The sequence below is a fragment of the Brevundimonas sp. genome, assembly GCF_036676055.1.
Lineage (GTDB): Bacteria > Pseudomonadota > Alphaproteobacteria > Caulobacterales > Caulobacteraceae > Brevundimonas.
On record NZ_JAKFDS010000002.1, the window covers coordinates 42,387 to 60,902 of the forward strand.

Sequence of the window (18,516 nt, forward strand, 5' to 3'; positions counted from 1 at the left end):
TGTCGTTCCTACGCCAGCATAGTCACAGGTTCTTCGATCATCGCCTTGAAGACCTGCAGGAATTTCGCCCCGATGGCGCCGTCGACCACGCGGTGATCGCAGGTCAGGGTGACAGTCATCACGGTGGCGACGGCCAGGGCGCCGTTCTTAACGACCGGGCGCTGCTCCCCTGCCCCCACGCTCATGATCGCGCCCTGGGGCTCGTTGATGATCGAGGCGAAGGCCTTGATGCCGAACATGCCGAGGTTCGAGACCGAGAAGGTGCCGCCCTGGAACTCCTCGGGCTTCAGCTTGCGGTCACGGGCGCGCTTGGCGAGGTCCTTCGACTCGGTCGCGATCTGCGACAGGGTCCTGGTCTCGGCCTTGCGGATGATCGGGGTGATCAGGCCGCCGTCGATCGCCACCGCCATCGCCACGTCGGCGTTGTGGTGCAGGGCGATGCCCTCGGGCGAATAGCTGGCGTTGGCCTCCGGCACGGCCTTCAGGGCCATGGCGCTGGCCTTGATGATGAAGTCGTTGACCGAAACCTTGATCCCGTCCTTCTCCAGCATGGCGTTGACCCGCGCCCGCGCGGCCAGCAGGCCGTCGATCTCGCAGTCAATGGTCAGCGGGAAGTGCGGCACGTCGCGGAAGCTGTCGGTCAGTCGCCGGGCGATAGCCTTGCGCATGCCGTCGAGCGGAACGAGGTCGTAGCTGCCGTCGGGGATGCCCATCTGGGCCAGCGACTGGACCTTGCGGGCCTCGCCGGCCAGAGCCGGGGCGGTCGATGCGGCCGTCGGCTGGGCTCCGCCCTTTGCACCCTCCACATCGCGTTTGACGATGCGGCCATGCGGGCCGGTGCCCTTGATGGATTTCAGATCGACGCCATTCTGGGCCGCGATGCGCCGCGCCAGGGGCGAGGCGAAGACACGTTCGCCATCGGCTTTCGCGGGAGCGGAGGCGGACTTCTGCGCGACGGCGGGCGCCGGTGCGGCCTCAGGCTTCGCCGGCTCGGCGTGGACGGCCGTAGCGGGGGTAGCAGCGGCCTTCGGGGCGGGGACGGTCGCGCCGCCCTCGTCCTTCAGACGCGCGATCGGGGTGTTGACCTTCACGCCTTCGGAGCCTTCAGCCACGAGGATGTCGGTGACCTCGCCCTCATCGACGGCCTCGACCTCCATGGTCGCCTTGTCGGTCTCGATCTCGGCTATAACGTCGCCGGCCTTGACCACATCGCCGACCTTGACGTGCCATTTGGCCAGCACGCCCTCTTCCATCGTGGGCGACAGGGCGGGCATCAGGATGTCAGTCATTGCACGCTCCCGGGCTTGGTGTCGGGCTCGGTCACCGTCTGCACGTTGTCAGCCTTCATCACGTCAGAGAGGCCCTGCAGGATGCGGTGATAGGCCTGACGCTCGTCATGGCCGTGCCGAACCGCATAGCCATGGGCCATGTGTTTGGCGGCGTAGGCCAACATGTGGCCGAACTGGACGGGGTCGTTGAAGGCGGGCTTCACCGACATGACCGGCTCGCCCTGCGACCACCACATGCGCAGGATTTCGACGGCCCCGGCGTCGGCGGCGACGCTATCGGGGGTCTTCAGCTGATAGTCGTCGGACTCGCTCATGCCATCACCTGCTTCACAGCGGCGATGATCTTGTCCACGCCCGGCAGCGACAGGGCTTCGAGATTGGCGGCGTAGGGCAGAGGCACGTCCTCCTGGCAAACCCGCAGCGGCGGCGCATCCAGGTAGTCGAAGGCGTGCTCGATGACCCGGGCCACGACCTCGGCGCCGACGCCCATCGGTCCCCAGCCCTCTTCGGCGCTGACCAGACGGCTGGTCTTCTTGACGCTCTCCACGATGGTCTCGTGATCCAGCGGGCGCAGGGTGCGCAGGTCGACGACCTCGCAGGAGATCCCCTCTTCCGCCAGCTTCTCGGCGGCCTGCAGGGCGAAGCCGACCATACGGCTATGGGCGGTGATGGTGACGTCGGTCCCCTCGCGGCGGACCTTGGCCTTGCCGATCGGAACCAGCCAGTCCTCGACCTCGGGCACGTCGAACTCCAGCCCGTACATCATCTCATGCTCGAGGAAGACGACGGGGTTGGGGTCGCGAATGGCCGACTTCATCAGCCCCTTGGCGTCGGCCGCGTCATACGGCGCGATGACCTTCAGGCCGGGGACCTGGGCGTACCAGGCCGAGTAGTCCTGGCTGTGCTGGGCGCCGACGCGGCTGGCGGCGCCGTTGGGCCCGCGGAAGACGATGCTGGCGCGGATCTGGCCGCCCGACATGTACAGGGTCTTGGCCGCCGAATTGATGATGTGGTCGATCGCCTGCATGGCGAAGTTGAAGGTCATGAACTCGACGATCGGCTTCAGCCCGGCCATGGCCGCGCCGACGCCCAGGCCGGCGAAGCCATGCTCGGTGATCGGGGTATCGACCACCCGCTTGTCGCCGAACTCCTGAAGCAGTTCGCGGCTGACCTTGTAGGCGCCCTGGTACTGGGCGACCTCCTCGCCGATCAGGAAGACGCCCTCGTCGCGGCGCATCTCTTCGGCCATGGCGTCGCGCAGGGCGTCGCGGATGGTGGTCTTGACCAGTTTGGCGTCGGCCGGAATCTCCGGATCGCGCAACTCGGTCTTCGGCTTGACGGGGGCGTCGGCAGGCGCGCCCTCGGCCGGGGCCTTCGCCTCGACCTTCGGCGTATCCGCGGTCGGGGTGTCGGCCTTGGGGCCCGGCGCCGCGGCTCCGTCTTCACCCGCCAGACGGGCGATCGGCGTGTTGACCTTCACGTTCTCGGAGCCCTCGGCCACGAGAATTTCCAGCACCTCGCCTTCATCGACAGCCTCGACCTCCATGGTCGCCTTGTCGGTCTCGATCTCGGCGATCACCTGGCCGGCCGACACCGTGTCGCCCGCCTTGATGTGCCATTTGGTCAGCGTGCCCTCTTCCATCGTGGGCGACAGCGCCGGCATGAGAATGTCGGTCACGGGTCAGGCCTCCACGTAGACGTCGGTGTAGAGCTCGGAGGGATCCGGCTCCGGGCTTTCCTGGGCGAATTGAACGGCTTCGGCGACGATGGCCTTGACCTCGTTGTCGATGGCCTTGAGCTCGTCCTCGGTCGCCTTTGCGGCGGCCAGCAGGGTCTTGATGTGATCGATCGGGTCGCGGGTCGTCTTGACCTGGTCGACCTCTTCCTTGGTCCGGTATTTGGCCGGATCGCTCATGGAATGGCCGCGGTAACGATAGGTCTTCATCTCGAGGATGAAGGGGCCGCCCCCTTCCCTCGCCCGCTTGACGGCCCTCGCGACCGCATCGCGCACAGCCAGCACATCCATGCCGTCGACCTGCTCGCCCGGGATGCCGAAGCTGGCCCCGCGCTCGCTCAGCTGGGTCGTCGACGACGAGCGCTCGATGCTCGTGCCCATGGCGTACTGGTTGTTCTCGATGATGTAGATGGCCGGCAGCTTCCACAGCTGGGCCATGTTGAAGCTCTCGTAGACTTGGCCCTGGTTGGCGGCCCCATCGCCAAAATACACAAACGCCACCGAGTCATCCCCCCGGTAACGCCCGGCGAAAGCCAGGCCCGTGCCTAGCGCGACCTGCGCGCCCACGATCCCGTGGCCGCCGTAGAAGCCGGTGGCGGTGTCGAACATGTGCATCGACCCGCCCTTGCCCTTGGACGAGCCGCCGATGCGGCCGGTCAGCTCGGCCATGACCTCTTTCGGGTCCATGCCGGCGCACAGCATGTGTCCGTGGTCGCGGTAGCCGGTGATGATCTTGTCGTGGCCCTGGCGCACGCTTTCCTGCACGCCCACGGCGACGGCCTCCTGGCCGATGTACAGGTGGCAGAAGCCGCCGATCAGGCCCATGCCGTACAGCTGGCCCGCGCGCTCCTCGAAACGGCGGATCAGCACCATCTCGCGATAGAAGCGCAGCAGGTCTTCTTTCGACGCCGTCGGCGTGTTGGGCAGTTTGGTCGCCTTGCTGGAATCAGCTTTGGCGGCGGGGGCTTTCGCCATCCGTCATCTCCCGGCTGGGCCCCGCATCCAGGACCTCTTGTCGTTACGGAAAGGGGCTTTAGCAGCCTTCGTTCCCGAAAGGCAAAGCGCCCCGGTGACGCTGTAACGAAAGTTCACGCCTTCGGTGCGGGCGTCACTTCTGAAGCGGGCGTGGACACCGGGATGACGTAGTCGCGCGGGTCGGCGAAGCCGAGCACGGCCCGGGCCCGTTCTTCGAGCAGGTCCCGCGACAGGCTGTCGGTTCGCAGGTAGCGGACGCGGATTTCCAGATCCCGGCGCTGCTCCAGGATGCTGGCCAGCTGGGCCTCGCGGCGCGCCAGCATGGCGTCGCGCTCGCCGCCGCTCAGCAGGCCGCGCTCGCCGGTCAGGGCCTGCACGCCCAGATAGGCGATCAACAGCAGCAGCATGGCTGACGGGAAATACGGCTTCATCCGCTCGGGCACTTGACGGACGCTCCTTCTGAGCGGGGACTCACAATCAATGAATCCTGACCGAAAATGCCTAACGAACCGTAGCTTGACCGGTGCGGTTGACCCTATTTCAGCAGCATGCCGTCGCCGTAATAGGCGCCCTGGTCGCCCAGCATCTCCTCGATGCGGAGCAGCTGGTTGTATTTCGCGGTCCGGTCCGAGCGGGCCAACGACCCGGTCTTGATCTGCCCGCAGTTGGTGGCGACCGCCAGGTCGGCGATGGTCGAATCCTCGGTCTCGCCCGAGCGGTGGCTCATCACAGCGGTGTAGCCGGCGCGGTGCGCCATATCCACGGCGTCCAGAGTCTCGGACAAGGTCCCGATCTGGTTGACCTTTACGAGGATCGAATTGGCCAGGCCCTCGCCGATGCCGGCGGCGAGGCGGGCCGGATTGGTGACGAACAGGTCGTCGCCGACGATCTGGATGCGGTCCCCGAGCCGATCCGTCAGCAGCTTCCAGCCGTCGAAATCATCCTCGGCGCAGCCGTCCTCGATCGAGACGATCGGGAAGCGTTCGCACAGGTCGGCGAGGTAGGAGACCATGGCGTCGGCCTCGAGGGTCTTGCCCTCCCCGGCCATGACGTATTTGCCGTCCTTGAAGAATTCGGTCGCGGCCACGTCGAGACCGAGGTGGAAGTCCTCGCCGGCCAGATAGCCGGCCGCCTGCCCCGCCTTGGTGATGAAGCTCAGCGCTTCCTCGGCCGAGGCGAGGTTGGGGGCGAAGCCGCCCTCGTCGCCGACATTGGTGTTGTGGCCGGCGTCCTTCAGCTGCTGGCGCAGGGCGTGGAAGATCTCGGCCCCCATGCGCAGGGCCTCTGAGAAGCTGTCGGCGCCCGTCGGCAGGATCATGAACTCCTGGATGTCGATCGGATTGTCGGCGTGGGCCCCGCCGTTGATGATGTTCATCATCGGCGTCGGCAGGATGCGGGCGGAGACGCCGCCGAGGTAGCGGTGCAACGGCAGGCCCGAGGAGATGGCGCTGGCCTTGGCGCAGGCCAGGCTGACGCCCAGGATGGCGTTGGCGCCGAGGCGGGACTTGTTGGGCGTGCCGTCGAGGCCGATCAGCGCCTCGTCGATGCGGCGCTGGTCCTCGGCGTCCATGCCGCTGAGCGCGTCGAAGATCTCGCCGTTGACGGCGTCGACGGCCTTGCCGACGCCCTTGCCGCCCCACAGGTCCTTGTCGCCGTCCCGCAATTCGACCGCCTCATGCGCCCCGGTCGAGGCGCCGGACGGCACCGCGGCGCGGCCGAAACTGCCGTCATCCAGGATCACATCGACCTCGACCGTCGGATTGCCGCGGCTGTCGAGAATCTGGCGGGCGACGATGTCGGCGATGTCGGTCATGGAAGCGCTCTGCTGTCAGAAGGATCGGCGGGGTTTACCGCAGCCCCTGCCGATAAGCCAACCGGTGCGCTCCCGTTCGTGTCACGCGCAGCCCTCGACATACTGGATGGAGGGGCCGCCGGCGCGGATGGCCTTGACGGCTCCGTCCTGTCCGACCTCGAACACCAGCCCGCGGGCGTCCGGGTTCTGGACATAGCCGGCCCCGCCGCCGCGGCTCCAGACGGTGATGTAGCCGGCGGGCGCCGGTTCGTATTTGTGGCGCTCGGACCGCGCCTCCGCGCCGTAGGCGGCCTGGATGCCGTCGCCCGAATCGCCGACGCCGTAGCCCCGGTCGGTCGTCACCTCCGAGGGAGCGGTCAGGGATATGCGTGTCAGCCGCCCGGCCTCGATCATCAGCAGCATCGCCTCGGGGGCGCCGGTCGCCCGGAACTCGTCGCAGCTGTCGGGATCGGTCCCGCCGACCGCCGCGGGATTGGCGTCTTCACCGACGGCCGCCACCACCTCGGCGCGCGTCATGCCGATGCGCAGCGGGCCCCAGCCCTCGGGGGTCAGGTGGGCGACGGTCGAGGTGGCCGCGGGCGGCGGCGTCGGCTCGGGGGCGGTTTCAGGCTCGACCGGATCAGGCGCGCCGCAGCCGGTGAGCGCGAGGATGGCGGAGGTCAGCAGCAGGCGGCGGATCATGGCGCGGCTCCGTTCGGGTCGGGACCATCAACGCATGAAAACGGCGCGCGGTGAACCGCGCGCCGTCAATCCGTTCAGTCGAAACCCTGGAAGGACCTAGTCTTCCTTGGGCGTCAGCACCTGGCGGCCGCGGTAGGTGCCGGTCTTCAGGTCGATGTGGTGCGGGCGCTTCAGCTCGCCCGTGTCCTTGTCCTCGACGTAGGCGTTCGCGCCCAGCGAGTCGTGGGCGCGGCGCATGTTGCGACGCGAGGGCGATACTTTGCGCTTCGGAACGGCCATGTCCGTCTCAATCTTCTTAAGGTCGGGCGCCCGGGTCCGGAGACCGAAAGCGCGAAAACAACTGCGGCGGCCCCCGAGAGAGCCGCCACGTGAGCGCGGGCTTATGCCTCAACCCGTCGGGGAGTTCAAGTGTCGAGACGCGGGCTCCAGCCGGCCCGGGAAAGTCCATAGTACAGGCTGTCCTTCCATTCCCCGCCCACGTTCCATGTCCGCTTCGCGTAGCCGGTCCGGACGAAGCCAAGCCGCTCCAGCAGCCGAATCGACGCCGCGTTTTCCGGATCGACGTCGGCGGTCAGTTCATCGAGATCCCGGGTGGCGAAGACATGGTCGACGGCCGCCCCCACGGCCTCGGCCGCAAACCCCTGTCCCCAGTAGTCGGGGTGCAGGATGTAGCCGACGTCCGGCAGGCGCCAGAACCCGGCCTTGCCGATCACGCGGCCGTCGCGCTCGATGACGAAATCCGGCTGATCGGGGCCGTTGGCGATCATGCCCTCCAGCCAGGTCGCGGTCTGGTCGAGGCTCTCATGCGGCGGAGTCGACCACCAGCGGGTCGCGCGCGGGTCCGACAGGACGGCGTGCATCGCCTCCAGATCGTCCGGGCGTGCGGACCGCAGGGTCAACCGGGGCGTGAGGATATCCATGTCCGGCGGAGTGCGGCCTGACGCCGGGCCCGTCAAGCCAGGGGGGATTATGCACTTGACGTACCACGCCCACGATGTAGTGTCTGGCTATGAACCTGACCGACAAAATCTTCACCGACGCCGACGCGGCCCGCGCTCATCTGGAAAGCCTCCAGTGGGCGGATGGTCGGGTCTGCCCGCACTGCGGAACGGTGGACAACTCGGTCGAGTTGAAGGGCAAGAGCACCCGTCCCGGCGTCTATAAGTGCCGCGATTGCCGCAAGCCTTTCTCCGTCACGGTCGGCACCCTGTTTGAGCGCTCGCACGTGCCGCTCAACAAGTGGGTTCTGGCGGTTCACCTGCTGTCGTCCAGCAAGAAGGGCATGAGCAGCCACCAGCTTATGCGCTCGCTTGGCGTGACCTATAAGACCGCGTGGTTCATGGCCCATCGCATCCGCGAAGCCATGCGCGACGACACCCCGTTCCCCATGGGCGGCGAAGGTACGCCGGTCGAGGTCGATGAGGCCTTCATCGGCTTTGACCCGGACCATCGCCCGGAGCCGGGCCAGCGCATCCGCACCGGCATGAAGATGAAGGTCTTGTCGCTGGTGGACCGCGAGAGCGGGCGCGCCAAGTCGTACGTCGTGGACAACCTGCAAATCTCGACGCTCTTCCCCATCCTGAACGCCAACATTGCCCGCGAAGCGCGCGTGATGACCGACGCCGCCGCTTTCTACAAGTCGATCTTCTGGCGCTGGAACGCCCATGGCGTCGTGAACCACCAGCGCGACGAGTACGTGTCGCCGGTCGATACCAGCATCCACACGAACACGATTGAGGGCTACTTCTCGATCTTCAAGCGCGGCATGCGCGGCGTGTACCAGCACTGCGCCAAGCGCCACCTGCATCGCTATCTGGCGGAGTTTGATTTCCGCTACACGAACCGCATGGCCCTCGGCATCGACGACACCGCTCGCGCCGCCAAAGTCCTGTCGATGATCACCGGGAAGCGCCTGACCTATCGGCGGACTGACGGCCTTACCTGCGCCGCCTAAGCAGACGCGAAAGCGCCGCTACAAGTCGCGCTGGATAACGCGGGACGACTGGTGATCAGTGCGAGACATATAGCCAAAAGTTCGCTATATGTTCTCCATGCATCGACCCGCTTTATCCGCGCTGGCCGATCTGCTGGCGCAACGGTCCGACGCACTGTATCGTTCGGTGCTAATGATCATTGGGTCATCCGACGCGCGCAGGGTCCTCAAAGAGGACAAGCGAAAGATCGAGGAATCGATCTTGTATCTCCTGAAAAGGAGGGAAGGGCTGACGCAATTCCAAATCGGAAAGGCCCTCTACTTCGCCGACATGGAGCACCTGAACCGTTTCGGTCGGCCAGTGACATTCGACAACTACACGGCGATGCAAAAGGGGCCAGTGCCGAGCCTCGCTTACGACGCTCTAAAGCCTGAGAAAGACTACTCTCAACTCATGGGGTCAGATCGTCCGTGGACTTCGATTCCGAGGGGCAGCAATCCAGACGCAAACGAGTTCACAGCTAACCGCCTCCCTCGTCTGGAATACCTGTCCAAGACCGACTTGGAGGCGCTGGACCTCGGGCTGGACAAAGTCCTGAATACTCCCCGGGAAGAGCTGCACCGGCTGACGCACGATAATCCCGCCTACAAGGAAGCGTGGTCCTCAAAAGCCCCGGGCCAAAAGGGCAAGTTCATGCGTCTCGACCTTATGATCGAGCGCGATGGCGATCAGCTCGCGGACGATCTCGCGTACATCTCCCGCAACTGAAATGCACAATCCGGGGGACGTCGTTTATGAGATGACGGGCGATCTCGTGCGAGGCCCTCGAAAGAAGAAATACCACCTCTGCATCTGCGGCAGAGAGGGCGCTTACCTCTTCATATGCTCCAACGGGTATGAGCACGATTTCGCGATCCGCAATGCGGACTGCCACGGCGTTCCCAATTTCGTCAGCTACATCTCCGCTGGACGGATCATCCGGAAAACTGACTTTTCCAAGCGGGCAAAAGTGGTCTGCACCGTGAACGACATATTTCTTCAGGGCCTATTAGACCACCTCGCCGCAACGCCGGTCCTGCCGGAGGCCGAACGGGCTATCTTGTGCGATCTTCTTTCCCGTCACCTTGACTAGTGCTGACGCCTTCGCGCGGCGTAGGCTTCTCTTTCGGCTTCGGCTTCATCGCCAGCATGCGGCGGAGAACGTCGTCGGGTTTAGGGGGTTCGGGTGTCTCGCTCACAGGGTGATCCTTACGCATGGGAAACGGTGGATTACCCGCCCGCTTCGGTTCGCTTGGCGATTGGCGAGGTCGTCATGCTCCACAACGAGCTTGCCAGTAGCCTGTTTGTCTTTTTTCACCACTACCTCCACGTCCCGAACAGCATACGCTCGCTCCTATTCGACACCCTCAACAATAAGGGCCGCGTCGATCTGCTTCGGCGGTTGGCCGAGGACTCCGCTCCCGACGATGTGGAGGCCATGGCGTACGCCCTCAAGTGCTTCAACATCTGCACCGAAAACCGAAACATCATCGCGCATTCCCGGTACCTGGGCTTGCTGAATGACGGTCGCCATAGCTTCCGCAAGGAGCCTACCGCCGTCACCCCCACCACGTGGGATTTTGCTCTCACGGCGGAGGAACTTTCAAAGACGGCCCGTGATATCGAGACCCTCTATTGGCATTCAATATTCCTGTGGGGGTCCATCAGGAGCCGGGGCGAGGCTGACGAGCGGCCATTGCCCGAAAGACCTCCTCAACCACGTAAGCTGAGCCTATTTCGGCTTGAGGAAGATCCAGTAGCCGACTGACGCCAGCAGCGATCATCTCCTCCGTAATCTCGATTTCGTCCGGCCTGTCACGCATGGCCCTTATCCCTATTTTGTGTGTGGTACGTCAAGTGCATAATCCCCAAGCCAGGGTGCGTTCCATGACGATGAAATGCAGATCGTCCCTCAGCGGCAGGCCGAATCGGGTGTCGCCATAAGGGAATGGCAGGGTCTCGCCGGTCGGCGCATAGCCGAGCCGCCGGTACCAGGCGATCAGCGTCTCGCGCTGCGGAAAGACCGAGATACGCACGCGACGTGCGCCGAATCGTTCGGAGAGGGCGGCATGGGCCGCCTCGACCAGTCGACGGCCAAGGCCCGCGCCCTGCAGGGTCGGGCTGACGGACAGCATGCCGAAATAGCCCGTCTCCTCGCCCCGGTTCGCGATCAGGACGCTACCGACCAGATCGCCGTCGCGCCAGGCGGTGAGCATCGCCTGATCCGGATCCGCCAGGATCGCCGCCAACTCGTCAGGGTCCGTGCGCTGGCCCGCCAGCAGGTCCGCTTCCGTAGTCCAGCCCGCGCGTGACCCCTCGCCGCGATAGGCGCTCTCGATCAGCCGATGCAGGACGGGAATGTCGGCGGGCGCGGCGTCCCGGAAGGCGATGTCAGTCATCGAGCAAGGCCGCGGCGACCGCTTCCCCGATCGCCAGCGAACTGGTCAGGCCCGGGCTCTCGATGCCGAACAGGGCGATCATGCCCTCGTGGCCGTGGATGTCGCGTCCGTGAATCTGAAAGTCCGGCTGGGGTTCGCCCGGCCCGTGCAGCTTGGGCCGGATGCCGGCATAGTCCGGAGTCAGCGCGCCGTCCGGAAGGCCCGGCCAGAAGCGGCGAACATAGCGCTCGAATTCGGCGGCCTTGCCCGGATCGACCGAATAGTCCTCACGCTCGACGTAGACGAGGTCCGGCCCGAATACGGCCTGCCCGCCCAGGTCCTTGCGGTAGTGGGTGCCCAGCGCTCCCGGAATCGGGGGCGGGTAAATCAGCCGCTCGAACGGCGCCTTGCCCATGAGCCGGAAATAGACCCCCTTGCCGAAATGCCCTGCCGGGGTGCGGTCCGCGGGATAGCCGTCGATGCGGCCGGCGACATCCTGCGCCGCCAGTCCCGCCGCCGCGACCAGCAGGCGGGTGGTCAGGGTCGCCCCGCCCTCCCCCCCGGCCGTCACCGCATAGCCGCCTCCGGCCAGCGGCTCGGCCCGCTCGAACGGAGTGGAGACGACGACCGAGCCGCCCGCATCCTCGATCCCGCCTTGCAGGGCCAGCATGTAGCCGTGGCTGTCGAACACGCCGCTTTCCGGCGACAGAAGGGCGGCGTGGGCGGCCAGCGCCGGCTCCAGGGCCCGCGCCTGGGCACCGGTCAGATGCTCCATCCCCTCGACCTCGTTGGCGTTCGCCTGCTGGAGGATGGCGTCGAGACGGGAGGCCTCGGCTTCGTCAGCAGCGACGACCAGCTTGCCGCATTTGCGGTAGTCGACCTTGTGGCTGTCGAGGAAGGCGTACAGCCGCCGCCGTCCCTCGACACAGAACCGGGCCTTCAGCGAGCCGGTCGGATAGTAGAGGCCGCCGTGGATGACCTCGCTGTTCCGGGAAGACACGCCCTGGCCGATGTGGGGCTCCTTCTCAAGCACCAGCACTGACAGGCCACGCCCGGCCAGGGCATGGCCGCACGCCAGGCCGACCGCCCCGGCGCCGACCACGACGGCGTCGAAATCGAAACTCACGCCTTCGGGCCGTAAAGATGCGCCGCCCGGGCCTCGAAACAGCTCATCAGCTTGCCGACAGCGCGGTCGAAATTGGCCTGCAGCACCATGTCGAGCACTCGCGACTTGAAGGCGAAGTCGATGAAGAACTCGACCCGGGTCCCTTCAGGGTGCGGGAAGAACTCCCAGCGGTTCTTCAGGTGGTGGAACGGCCCGCGCAGCAGGCCGACCTCGACCTTGGGCGCGTTGCGATCGTGCCGGACCCAGGTCGAGAACCGCTCCTTGAGAAAGGAGAATCCTACTCCGGCCTCGGCGTCGACGAGGGTCACGCCCGGCGCCTCTTCACGTTCGCCCCACGCCCGCATCGACGACACCCACGGCACGAAGTCGGGATAGGCGCGTACGTCCGCGACCAGGGCGGCGAGCTGGCCGGGCTGATAGGGCAGGATTTTCGTGACGCGATGGACGGCCAAGGGCGGTTCAGCGTCCGGTCTGGGCGAGGCGCGCCGCCTTCAGTCGCGCGAAATCCTCGCCGGCGTGGTGCGAGGAGCGGGTCAGCGGCGACGAGGACACCATCAGGAAGCCCTTGGCCCGGGCGATGGCCTCATAGGCCTTGAACTCGTCGGGCGTCACGAACCGGTCGATGGCGGCGTGTTTGCGGGTCGGCTGCAGGTACTGGCCGATGGTGATGAAGTCGACGCCGGCCGAGCGCATGTCGTCCATCACCTGCATGACCTCTTCGCGGGTCTCGCCGAGGCCGACCATGATGCCGGACTTGGTGAACTGGTTGGGGTCGCGCTCCTTGACCATCTGCAGCAGGCGCAGGCTGTGGAAGTAGCGCGCCCCGGGCCGGATCTTCAGATACAGCCGCGGCACGGTCTCGAGGTTGTGATTGAAGACGTCGGGCGTGGCGTCGATCATCACCTCGGCCGCCCCGTCCTTGCGCAGGAAGTCGGGGGTCAGGATCTCGATGGTGGTGTTCGGGGCCTGGAGGCGGATCTGACGCACGACCTCGGCGAAATGGGCGGCGCCGCCGTCGGCGACGTCGTCCCGGTCGACGCTGGTGATGACGACGTGGTTCAGGCCCATCTCGCGGACGGCCAGGCCGACCTTGGCCGGCTCCTCGGGGTCCAGCGGCTGCGGCAGGCCCGTCTTCACGTTGCAGAAGGCGCAGGCCCGGGTGCAGGTGTCGCCCATGATCATCAGGGTGGCGTGCTTCTGGCTCCAGCATTCGCCGATGTTGGGGCAGGCGGCCTCCTCACAGACCGTGTGGAGCCCCTTCTTCTTCACGATGGCGCGGGTGGCGTTGTATTGACCGGAGCCGGGCGCCTTGACCCGCAACCAGTCGGGCTTCTTCAGCACGGCGGTCTCGGGCCGGTTCTGCTTTTCCGGGTGACGCAGCTCGGCGGGCGTCTTCGTCAGGGTGTCGATCAGCGTGACCAAGGCGTCGCGGGCTCCGGGCGGGACGAAACCGCTATGTCGTCTTTCCGCAGGGCGAAGGCAAGGCGGGGACAAGGCTCACGCAAGGTAACATATCTTTTCAACGCCCCCGTCGCGCTCTAGTTTGCGGCCCGACAAGACGCGGCCAACGCGTCACGGAGGATGTCTTTGCGCGTACCCCTGGACCCCACGGTCGTCGAAGAGACGGTCTTTGACGCCCTGATCGCGGCCCGCGACACCTACGGCGACAAGGAGATCCTGGAGGACCAGGACCGCAAGCCCCTCACCTACACCGGGCTGATCCGCGCCGCCTTCGTCCTGGGCCGCAAGATCGCCGCGATGGCCGAACCCGGGGAACGGGTCGGCATCCTGCTGCCGTCCAGCATGGGCGTGGTGGTCACCTATTACGGGCTGCACGCCCACGGCCGCGTGCCTGTGATGCTGAATTTCACCTCCGGCGAGCGCAACATCAAGGCCGCCATCAAGGCCGCCGGGGTGCGCAAGGTCCTGACCGCGCAACGCTTCATCCAGCAGGCCAAGCTGGAGGACCTGATCGGCCATATCGAAAGCGTGGCCGAGGTCGTCTGGCTGGACGATGTGCGCAAATCGATCGGCTTGCCAGACAAGCTGTACGGGTTGATGGCCGGAATGATGCCGAAGCGGTTCCGGGTGCAGACGGAGCCGTCCTCCCCGGGCGTTGTGCTGTTCACCTCAGGCAGTTTTGGCGCCCCCAAGGGCGTGGTGCTCAGCCAGGCCAATCTCGTGGCCAACTGCCGCCAGGTGGCCCAGCACATCGCGCTGGACCCGGACTGGGTGATGTTCAACCCGCTGCCGACCTTCCACTGCTTCGGCCTGACCGGCGGGGTGCTGCTGCCGCTGCTGCAAGGCCTGAAGGCGTTCCAGTACCCCTCCCCCCTGCACGCCAAGCAGATCGTCGAACTGCTGCCGCAGGTGAAGGCCTCGATCCTGTTCGCCACCGACACCTTCCTCAATCAGTACGCCCGCGTGGCCGGACCGGACGATTTCTCGACGCTGAAGTTCGTCGTGGCCGGGGCCGAACGGGTCCGGGACGAGACCCACCACCTGTTCAACACCCGCTTCCACGGCCTCAAGCTGCTGGAGGGTTACGGAGCCACCGAGGCCGCGCCCGTGGTGGCGGTCAACCACCCGGACCGGAACCGCCCCGGCACCGTCGGCCAGATGTTGCCCGGCATGGAGTGGCGGCTCGATCCGGTCGACGGCATCGACGAGGGCGGCCGCCTCTATCTGCGCGGCCCCAATGTGATGAAGGGGTATCTGTCGCCCGACGATCCCGACGTGATCGAGCCGCTCGAAGGCGGCTGGCATGACACAGGCGACATCGTCTCGATCGACGATGAGGGCTATGTCTGCATCCTCGGCCGGGTGAAGCGGTTCGCCAAGATCGGCGGCGAGATGGTGTCGCTGACGGCGGTAGAGGGGCTCGCCAGCGCCGTCTGGCCTGAGGCGCGGCACGCCGTGGTCTCCGTGCCCGACAGCCGCAAGGGCGAGAAGCTGGTGCTGGTCACCGACCGCAAGGACGCTGATGTCGCCCGCCTTGCCGAATGGGCCCGCAGCCATGGGGCGCCGGAACTGGCGGTGCCGAAAAAGATCATGCGGGTGGGCGAGGTGCCTGTGCTCGGGACCGGCAAGACTGATTATGTGGCGATCCAGCAGATGGTCGAGCTCGACAAGGCCGCCTAGTTCCGCCTGCGGGCAGGTGTTGTAACTGGCACCGACTCGGTTTCAGAATCGGCCCTTCACCAAGGGAGGGTTCCATGTTCAACAGGTTCTCCGCTTACCAGCCGCAGCTGCTCAGCGTCCTGCGCATCGTCACCGGTCTTCTGTTCGTCAGCCACGGCACGGCCAAGGTGCTCGGCTTTCCCGCCATCGAGGGCCTGCCGCCGCCCGGGCTCAGTCTCGCCGGTCTGTCCGGCCCGCTCGAACTGATTCTCGGCCTGCTGTTCCTGATCGGGCTGTTCACCCGCCCTGTCGCCTTCCTGGCCTCCGGCTTCTGCGCCGTGGGCTACTGGATGGTCCACGCGGGTCAGGGCGCCTTGCCGATCGTCAATGGCGGCGAGACCATCGCCCTCTACTGCTTCGTCTTCCTGTATTTCGTCGCGGCAGGCGCCGGCCCGTGGTCGGTCGATGCGCTGATGAAGCGCCGCTAGGCCGTTTTCGTCCAATCCAGGCCGATTTCGCTCTAGCCGATCCGCACGCCCGTCATCGAGATTGATCCGCCCTCGATGACATCATTGAAGAAGCTGACGTCGTCACCCGGCTGGCGCTGGGCGGCGACGTAAAGCAGCGGCAGGAAATGCTCGTCGGTGGGGACGCTCATCTGCGCGTCCTCGGCCAGTCCGACCCAGTCGACCAGAGCGTCGTCGTCGCCGCGGACCAGCGCCGCCTTGACCGCCTCGTTGAACTGCGTCGCCCAGCCATAGGGCTCCCCGCCTGCCCGCTTCCAGGTCCGCAGGTTGTGGACGAAGTCGCCGGAGCCGGCGATGACCACGCCCTCGTCGCGCAGCGGCGCCAGCTTGCGCGCCAGCTCGAAATGGCCCCGCGCGTCCAGCTCGCGATCCAGCGACAGCTGCACGACCGGAACATCCGCCTCGGGCCAGACATGGGTCAGCACGGACCAGGTCCCGTGATCCAGTCCCCACTGTTCGGTCGGCGCCGCACCGGTCAGTGCGGCCACCCGCCGGGCCAGTTCAGGCGATCCGGGCGCCGGATACTGCATCGCATGCAGTTCGTCAGGGAAGCCTCCGAAATCGTGGATCGTTTCCGGCTGCCGCTGAGCCGTCACGGCGGCGCCCGGCGTCTCCCAGTGGGCGGACACCATCAGCACACCCTTTGGCTTGCCCACGGCCCGGCCGACCTCGCGCCAGACGTCGGCATGGGGCCCGCCGAGCGCATTCATCGGCGAGCCGTGCCCGAAGAAGATTGCGGGTTGGCGCATCACCCGACCAGTTTCCTCGCCGTCTCCGCGACATAGCGGCCCTGCCAGCGGGCGCCTTCCAGTTCATTGTCGCTGGGCATCCGCGAGCCGTCGCCGCCGGTGATGGTGGTTGCGCCGTAGGGGGACCCGCCCGTCACCTCGTCGATGCGGGACTGGCCGGCCCAGGCGTATGGCAGGCCGGCGATGATCATGCCGTGGTGCAGCAGGGTCTGGATCAGGCCGATCAGGGTCGTTTCCTGGCCTCCGTGCTGGGTGGCGGTCGAGGTGAAGGCCGAGCCGACCTTGCCGACCAGCGCGCCCTTTGCCCAGAGGCCGCCGGTCTGGTCGAGGAAGTTGCGCATCTGGGACGCCGCCGTTCCGTATCGCGTTCCGGCGCCGACGATGACGGCGTCATAGCCCGCCAGTTCGTCGATGACAGCGAGCGGCGCGACCTGGTCCAGCTTGTAGCCGCTCTTACGGGCCAGCTCCTCCGGAACGAGTTCCGGCACGCGCCGGATGTCGACTGCAGCGCCCTCCACCGAGCGCGCGCCGTCCGCGACCGCTTCGGCCATTGCTTCGATGTGGCCATAGGTTGAATGGTAGAGGACAAGGATCCTGGGCATGAGGCGCTCCGCTGGCTGGCTGTATTCGTAACAGCGACTGTAGCGGACATAGGTTCCGCTCGCCGTGGGACAAGCCTCCTCCGTCAGGTTTTGATCCGCGGCCCCAACGGGCAGATGCGGTCATAGAACTCGGCGGGCGCCGGGACCGCGCCCCCGCGGACCAGCCGGAATCGGTGCTCCACCACCATCGCCTGCTGCTCGATGTTCAGCCTGCCCCAGCTGCAGTCCATCCCCGTCGGATATTCATAGGCGGCGGGACGGTCCCCGGCCCTGAGTTTTCCCGTCAGCAGGTTCACCCCCTGCTGGGCCTGCCAGACGTGGGTCAGCTCGTGGACCAGAACTGCCTGGAGCCGCAGCGGCGCGATCGCGATGTCGGGCGGCAGGGTCCGCCCGGGCCAGACGATCCAGTCCCGGCCAAACCATCGGCCGGGGACGAAGGCCCGGTCAAACGGCCAAGGTGCAGCCAGGAACCGGATGCTGTCGCAGCGCAGGGCGTCGCCGAAGGCCTCGCCCGCCAGATCTGTCTCGCCAGGCGTCAGCGGCCGGATCACGGGGCCGCCGCGCTCAGCGCATAGTCGCCCGTGGGGCTGACCCATTCCCAGTGCCATGGCTCATAGACATAGGGTACAAAGCCGAAGCGGTGGGCGTTCTGCACCAACCAACGATAGGTCGCTCCCCGGGTCATGTGCAGCCGACTGGCAGGCGAGGTGTTGTCGACGCCTGTGTCCCCCAGCTGGCCGACGTAGAGATCCACCGCCGTGCCCGTCCGGTGCGGTGAGCAGACGGCGCGGCGCAGGCCGTCGCAATTGCCCTGGGTGGCGCAGCGCGCGGCGTCGGCCTCCGGATCGCGGAAGCCGGAGAAGATCTGCAGCAATTCCGGATCGGCCGCGACCTCGGGAACCTCTTCCCGCGCGGCGGCCACCATCAACCGGTAGGCGGCCAGTACGTCACGCCGGAGCAGGCGGGTCAGGCGGTCGGCGTGTTCCTCGGATTCGACCAGATAGCCGAGCTGATACAGCGGCGGCGGGTCCGGGCACGGCTGTTCGCGGACCCGCTCCATGATGAACGGCCGCCGCTCCTGCCACAGGCCGCGAAAGACCTGGAAGGTCGCCGGATCGAACCAGCCGGTCGCCGGAAGGCTGTGGGCGTATTGAAACTCCGCGAGCGCCCGCGCGAAACGGGGCGAGCCGGGCGCGCAGCCGGTGTTCAGCTCCTTCTGGATCAGCGGCAGATAGGCTTCCCAGCCCCACTCCGTCGCGCCGAACGGCGCCCATTGCAGCGAATAGTGGGAGATGGCGTTGGCCAGCGCCGGAGCGCCCCATTCGATCTGATCCGTGTCGCAGGCCTCCAGACCCGGGGTCTGCGCGCGCGCCTCACCCGCGATCGCCCCGAGCAGGAGCGGCAGGGCGGCGAGCATCGGCAGGAGGACGCGCTTCGACATCGCCTGATGGTGACCCCAGCCGTGTGTCGGCGGCAAGACCCTTCGCCTCCCGTCGGACAACGGGCGGCGACCGCTCGCGCGAAACGCTCAAAGTCGGCATGGTGAAG

Annotated in this window: 23 protein-coding genes; 6 read left to right on the plus strand and 17 right to left on the minus strand. The window is 66.5% G+C overall.

What is annotated here, in order from left to right; all coding sequences use genetic code 11:
* Positions 1-8 precede the first annotated feature (8 nt).
* The 9 genes from V6M45_RS00285 to V6M45_RS00325 all read right to left on the minus strand — a co-directional run bounded on the left by V6M45_RS00285 (position 9) and on the right by V6M45_RS00325 (position 7,413).
* The gene (locus V6M45_RS00285; protein ID WP_332653194.1) at positions 9-1,289 is read right to left on the minus strand and encodes a pyruvate dehydrogenase complex dihydrolipoamide acetyltransferase; all 1,281 of its coding nucleotides are present in this window, start codon (positions 1,287-1,289) and stop codon (positions 9-11) included.
* Positions 1,286-1,603, minus strand: a complete 318-nt coding sequence (locus tag V6M45_RS00290) for a DUF5076 domain-containing protein (protein ID WP_332653195.1) — start codon at positions 1,601-1,603, stop codon at positions 1,286-1,288. The genes V6M45_RS00285 and V6M45_RS00290 overlap by 4 nt, the downstream gene beginning before the upstream one ends.
* Positions 1,600-2,967: a pyruvate dehydrogenase complex E1 component subunit beta gene (locus tag V6M45_RS00295; protein ID WP_332653196.1), complete on the minus strand. Its 1,368-nt coding sequence runs from the start codon at positions 2,965-2,967 to the stop codon at positions 1,600-1,602. The genes V6M45_RS00290 and V6M45_RS00295 overlap by 4 nt, the downstream gene beginning before the upstream one ends.
* Positions 2,968-2,970: 3 nt before the next feature.
* Positions 2,971-3,999: a pyruvate dehydrogenase (acetyl-transferring) E1 component subunit alpha gene (gene pdhA / locus V6M45_RS00300; RefSeq protein ID WP_324775568.1), complete on the minus strand. Its 1,029-nt coding sequence runs from the start codon at positions 3,997-3,999 to the stop codon at positions 2,971-2,973.
* Positions 4,000-4,112: 113 nt separating this feature from the next.
* Positions 4,113-4,430, minus strand: coding sequence for an FtsB family cell division protein (locus V6M45_RS00305; protein WP_442880504.1), 318 nt, complete (start codon positions 4,428-4,430; stop codon positions 4,113-4,115).
* Positions 4,431-4,534: 104 nt separating this feature from the next.
* Positions 4,535-5,812, minus strand: a complete 1,278-nt coding sequence (eno, locus tag V6M45_RS00310) for a phosphopyruvate hydratase (protein ID WP_332653198.1) — start codon at positions 5,810-5,812, stop codon at positions 4,535-4,537.
* An 81-nt stretch (positions 5,813-5,893) separates the two neighbouring features.
* Complete coding sequence (locus tag V6M45_RS00315; protein WP_332653199.1) at positions 5,894-6,493, minus strand: hypothetical protein; 600 nt, start codon at positions 6,491-6,493, stop codon at positions 5,894-5,896.
* 96 nt (positions 6,494-6,589) lie between these two features.
* Positions 6,590-6,772, minus strand: a complete 183-nt coding sequence (gene rpmF / locus V6M45_RS00320) for a 50S ribosomal protein L32 (protein WP_332653200.1) — start codon at positions 6,770-6,772, stop codon at positions 6,590-6,592.
* A gap of 125 nt (positions 6,773-6,897) precedes the next feature.
* Complete coding sequence (locus V6M45_RS00325; RefSeq protein WP_332653201.1) at positions 6,898-7,413, minus strand: GNAT family N-acetyltransferase; 516 nt, start codon at positions 7,411-7,413, stop codon at positions 6,898-6,900.
* A gap of 89 nt (positions 7,414-7,502) precedes the next feature.
* Between V6M45_RS00325 and V6M45_RS00330 the strand changes: the two genes are divergently transcribed.
* The 4 genes from V6M45_RS00330 to V6M45_RS00345 all read left to right on the plus strand — a co-directional run bounded on the left by V6M45_RS00330 (position 7,503) and on the right by V6M45_RS00345 (position 10,234).
* A complete protein-coding gene (locus V6M45_RS00330) occupies positions 7,503-8,447 on the plus strand; it encodes an IS1595 family transposase (protein WP_332653202.1) in 945 nt (314 codons plus the stop codon).
* An 88-nt stretch (positions 8,448-8,535) separates the two neighbouring features.
* Positions 8,536-9,195 carry a Panacea domain-containing protein gene (locus V6M45_RS00335; protein WP_332653203.1) on the plus strand — a complete coding sequence of 220 codons (660 nt, stop codon included), beginning with the start codon at positions 8,536-8,538 and terminating at the stop codon, positions 9,193-9,195.
* Between the two features lie 31 nt (positions 9,196-9,226).
* Positions 9,227-9,559: a hypothetical protein gene (locus V6M45_RS00340; RefSeq protein WP_332653204.1), complete on the plus strand. Its 333-nt coding sequence runs from the start codon at positions 9,227-9,229 to the stop codon at positions 9,557-9,559.
* A 180-nt stretch (positions 9,560-9,739) separates the two neighbouring features.
* Positions 9,740-10,234: a hypothetical protein gene (locus V6M45_RS00345; protein WP_332653205.1), complete on the plus strand. Its 495-nt coding sequence runs from the start codon at positions 9,740-9,742 to the stop codon at positions 10,232-10,234.
* A gap of 85 nt (positions 10,235-10,319) precedes the next feature.
* On the opposite strand, the gene V6M45_RS00350 is transcribed toward V6M45_RS00345, so the two are convergent.
* Genes V6M45_RS00350 through lipA form a run of 4 tightly spaced genes read right to left on the minus strand, consistent with a single transcriptional unit; the run spans position 10,320 to position 13,392 of the window.
* A complete protein-coding gene (locus V6M45_RS00350) occupies positions 10,320-10,865 on the minus strand; it encodes a GNAT family N-acetyltransferase (protein WP_332653206.1) in 546 nt (181 codons plus the stop codon).
* The gene (locus tag V6M45_RS00355; protein WP_332653207.1) at positions 10,858-11,970 is read right to left on the minus strand and encodes an NAD(P)/FAD-dependent oxidoreductase; all 1,113 of its coding nucleotides are present in this window, start codon (positions 11,968-11,970) and stop codon (positions 10,858-10,860) included. The genes V6M45_RS00350 and V6M45_RS00355 overlap by 8 nt, the downstream gene beginning before the upstream one ends.
* Complete coding sequence (locus tag V6M45_RS00360) at positions 11,967-12,422, minus strand: type II toxin-antitoxin system RatA family toxin (protein WP_332653209.1); 456 nt, start codon at positions 12,420-12,422, stop codon at positions 11,967-11,969. Before V6M45_RS00360 ends, V6M45_RS00355 begins: the two co-directional genes overlap by 4 nt.
* Before the next feature lie 7 nt (positions 12,423-12,429).
* On the minus strand, positions 12,430-13,392 hold the full coding sequence (lipA, locus tag V6M45_RS00365) for a lipoyl synthase (RefSeq protein WP_332653210.1): 963 nt from the start codon (positions 13,390-13,392) through the stop codon (positions 12,430-12,432).
* Positions 13,393-13,551: 159 nt separating this feature from the next.
* Here lipA and V6M45_RS00370 point away from each other — a divergent pair, with 159 nt between their 5' ends.
* On the plus strand, positions 13,552-15,111 hold the full coding sequence (locus tag V6M45_RS00370) for an AMP-binding protein (protein ID WP_332653212.1): 1,560 nt from the start codon (positions 13,552-13,554) through the stop codon (positions 15,109-15,111).
* Between the two features lie 74 nt (positions 15,112-15,185).
* Positions 15,186-15,578 carry a DoxX family protein gene (locus tag V6M45_RS00375; RefSeq protein WP_332653213.1) on the plus strand — a complete coding sequence of 131 codons (393 nt, stop codon included), beginning with the start codon at positions 15,186-15,188 and terminating at the stop codon, positions 15,576-15,578.
* Between the two features lie 32 nt (positions 15,579-15,610).
* On the opposite strand, the gene ygiD is transcribed toward V6M45_RS00375, so the two are convergent.
* From ygiD to V6M45_RS00395, 4 genes are all read right to left on the minus strand, one after another.
* Positions 15,611-16,366 (minus strand): 4,5-DOPA dioxygenase extradiol, encoded by a 756-nt coding sequence (gene ygiD / locus V6M45_RS00380; RefSeq protein ID WP_332653214.1) that lies wholly within the window; start codon positions 16,364-16,366, stop codon positions 15,611-15,613.
* Positions 16,366-16,968: an NAD(P)H:quinone oxidoreductase gene (gene wrbA, locus V6M45_RS00385; protein WP_332653215.1), complete on the minus strand. Its 603-nt coding sequence runs from the start codon at positions 16,966-16,968 to the stop codon at positions 16,366-16,368. Before wrbA ends, ygiD begins: the two co-directional genes overlap by 1 nt.
* A gap of 83 nt (positions 16,969-17,051) precedes the next feature.
* The gene (locus V6M45_RS00390; RefSeq protein ID WP_332653216.1) at positions 17,052-17,519 is read right to left on the minus strand and encodes a hypothetical protein; all 468 of its coding nucleotides are present in this window, start codon (positions 17,517-17,519) and stop codon (positions 17,052-17,054) included.
* Positions 17,516-18,445, minus strand: coding sequence for a M15 family metallopeptidase (locus tag V6M45_RS00395; protein WP_332653217.1), 930 nt, complete (start codon positions 18,443-18,445; stop codon positions 17,516-17,518). The genes V6M45_RS00390 and V6M45_RS00395 overlap by 4 nt, the downstream gene beginning before the upstream one ends.
* Positions 18,446-18,516 lie beyond the last annotated feature (71 nt).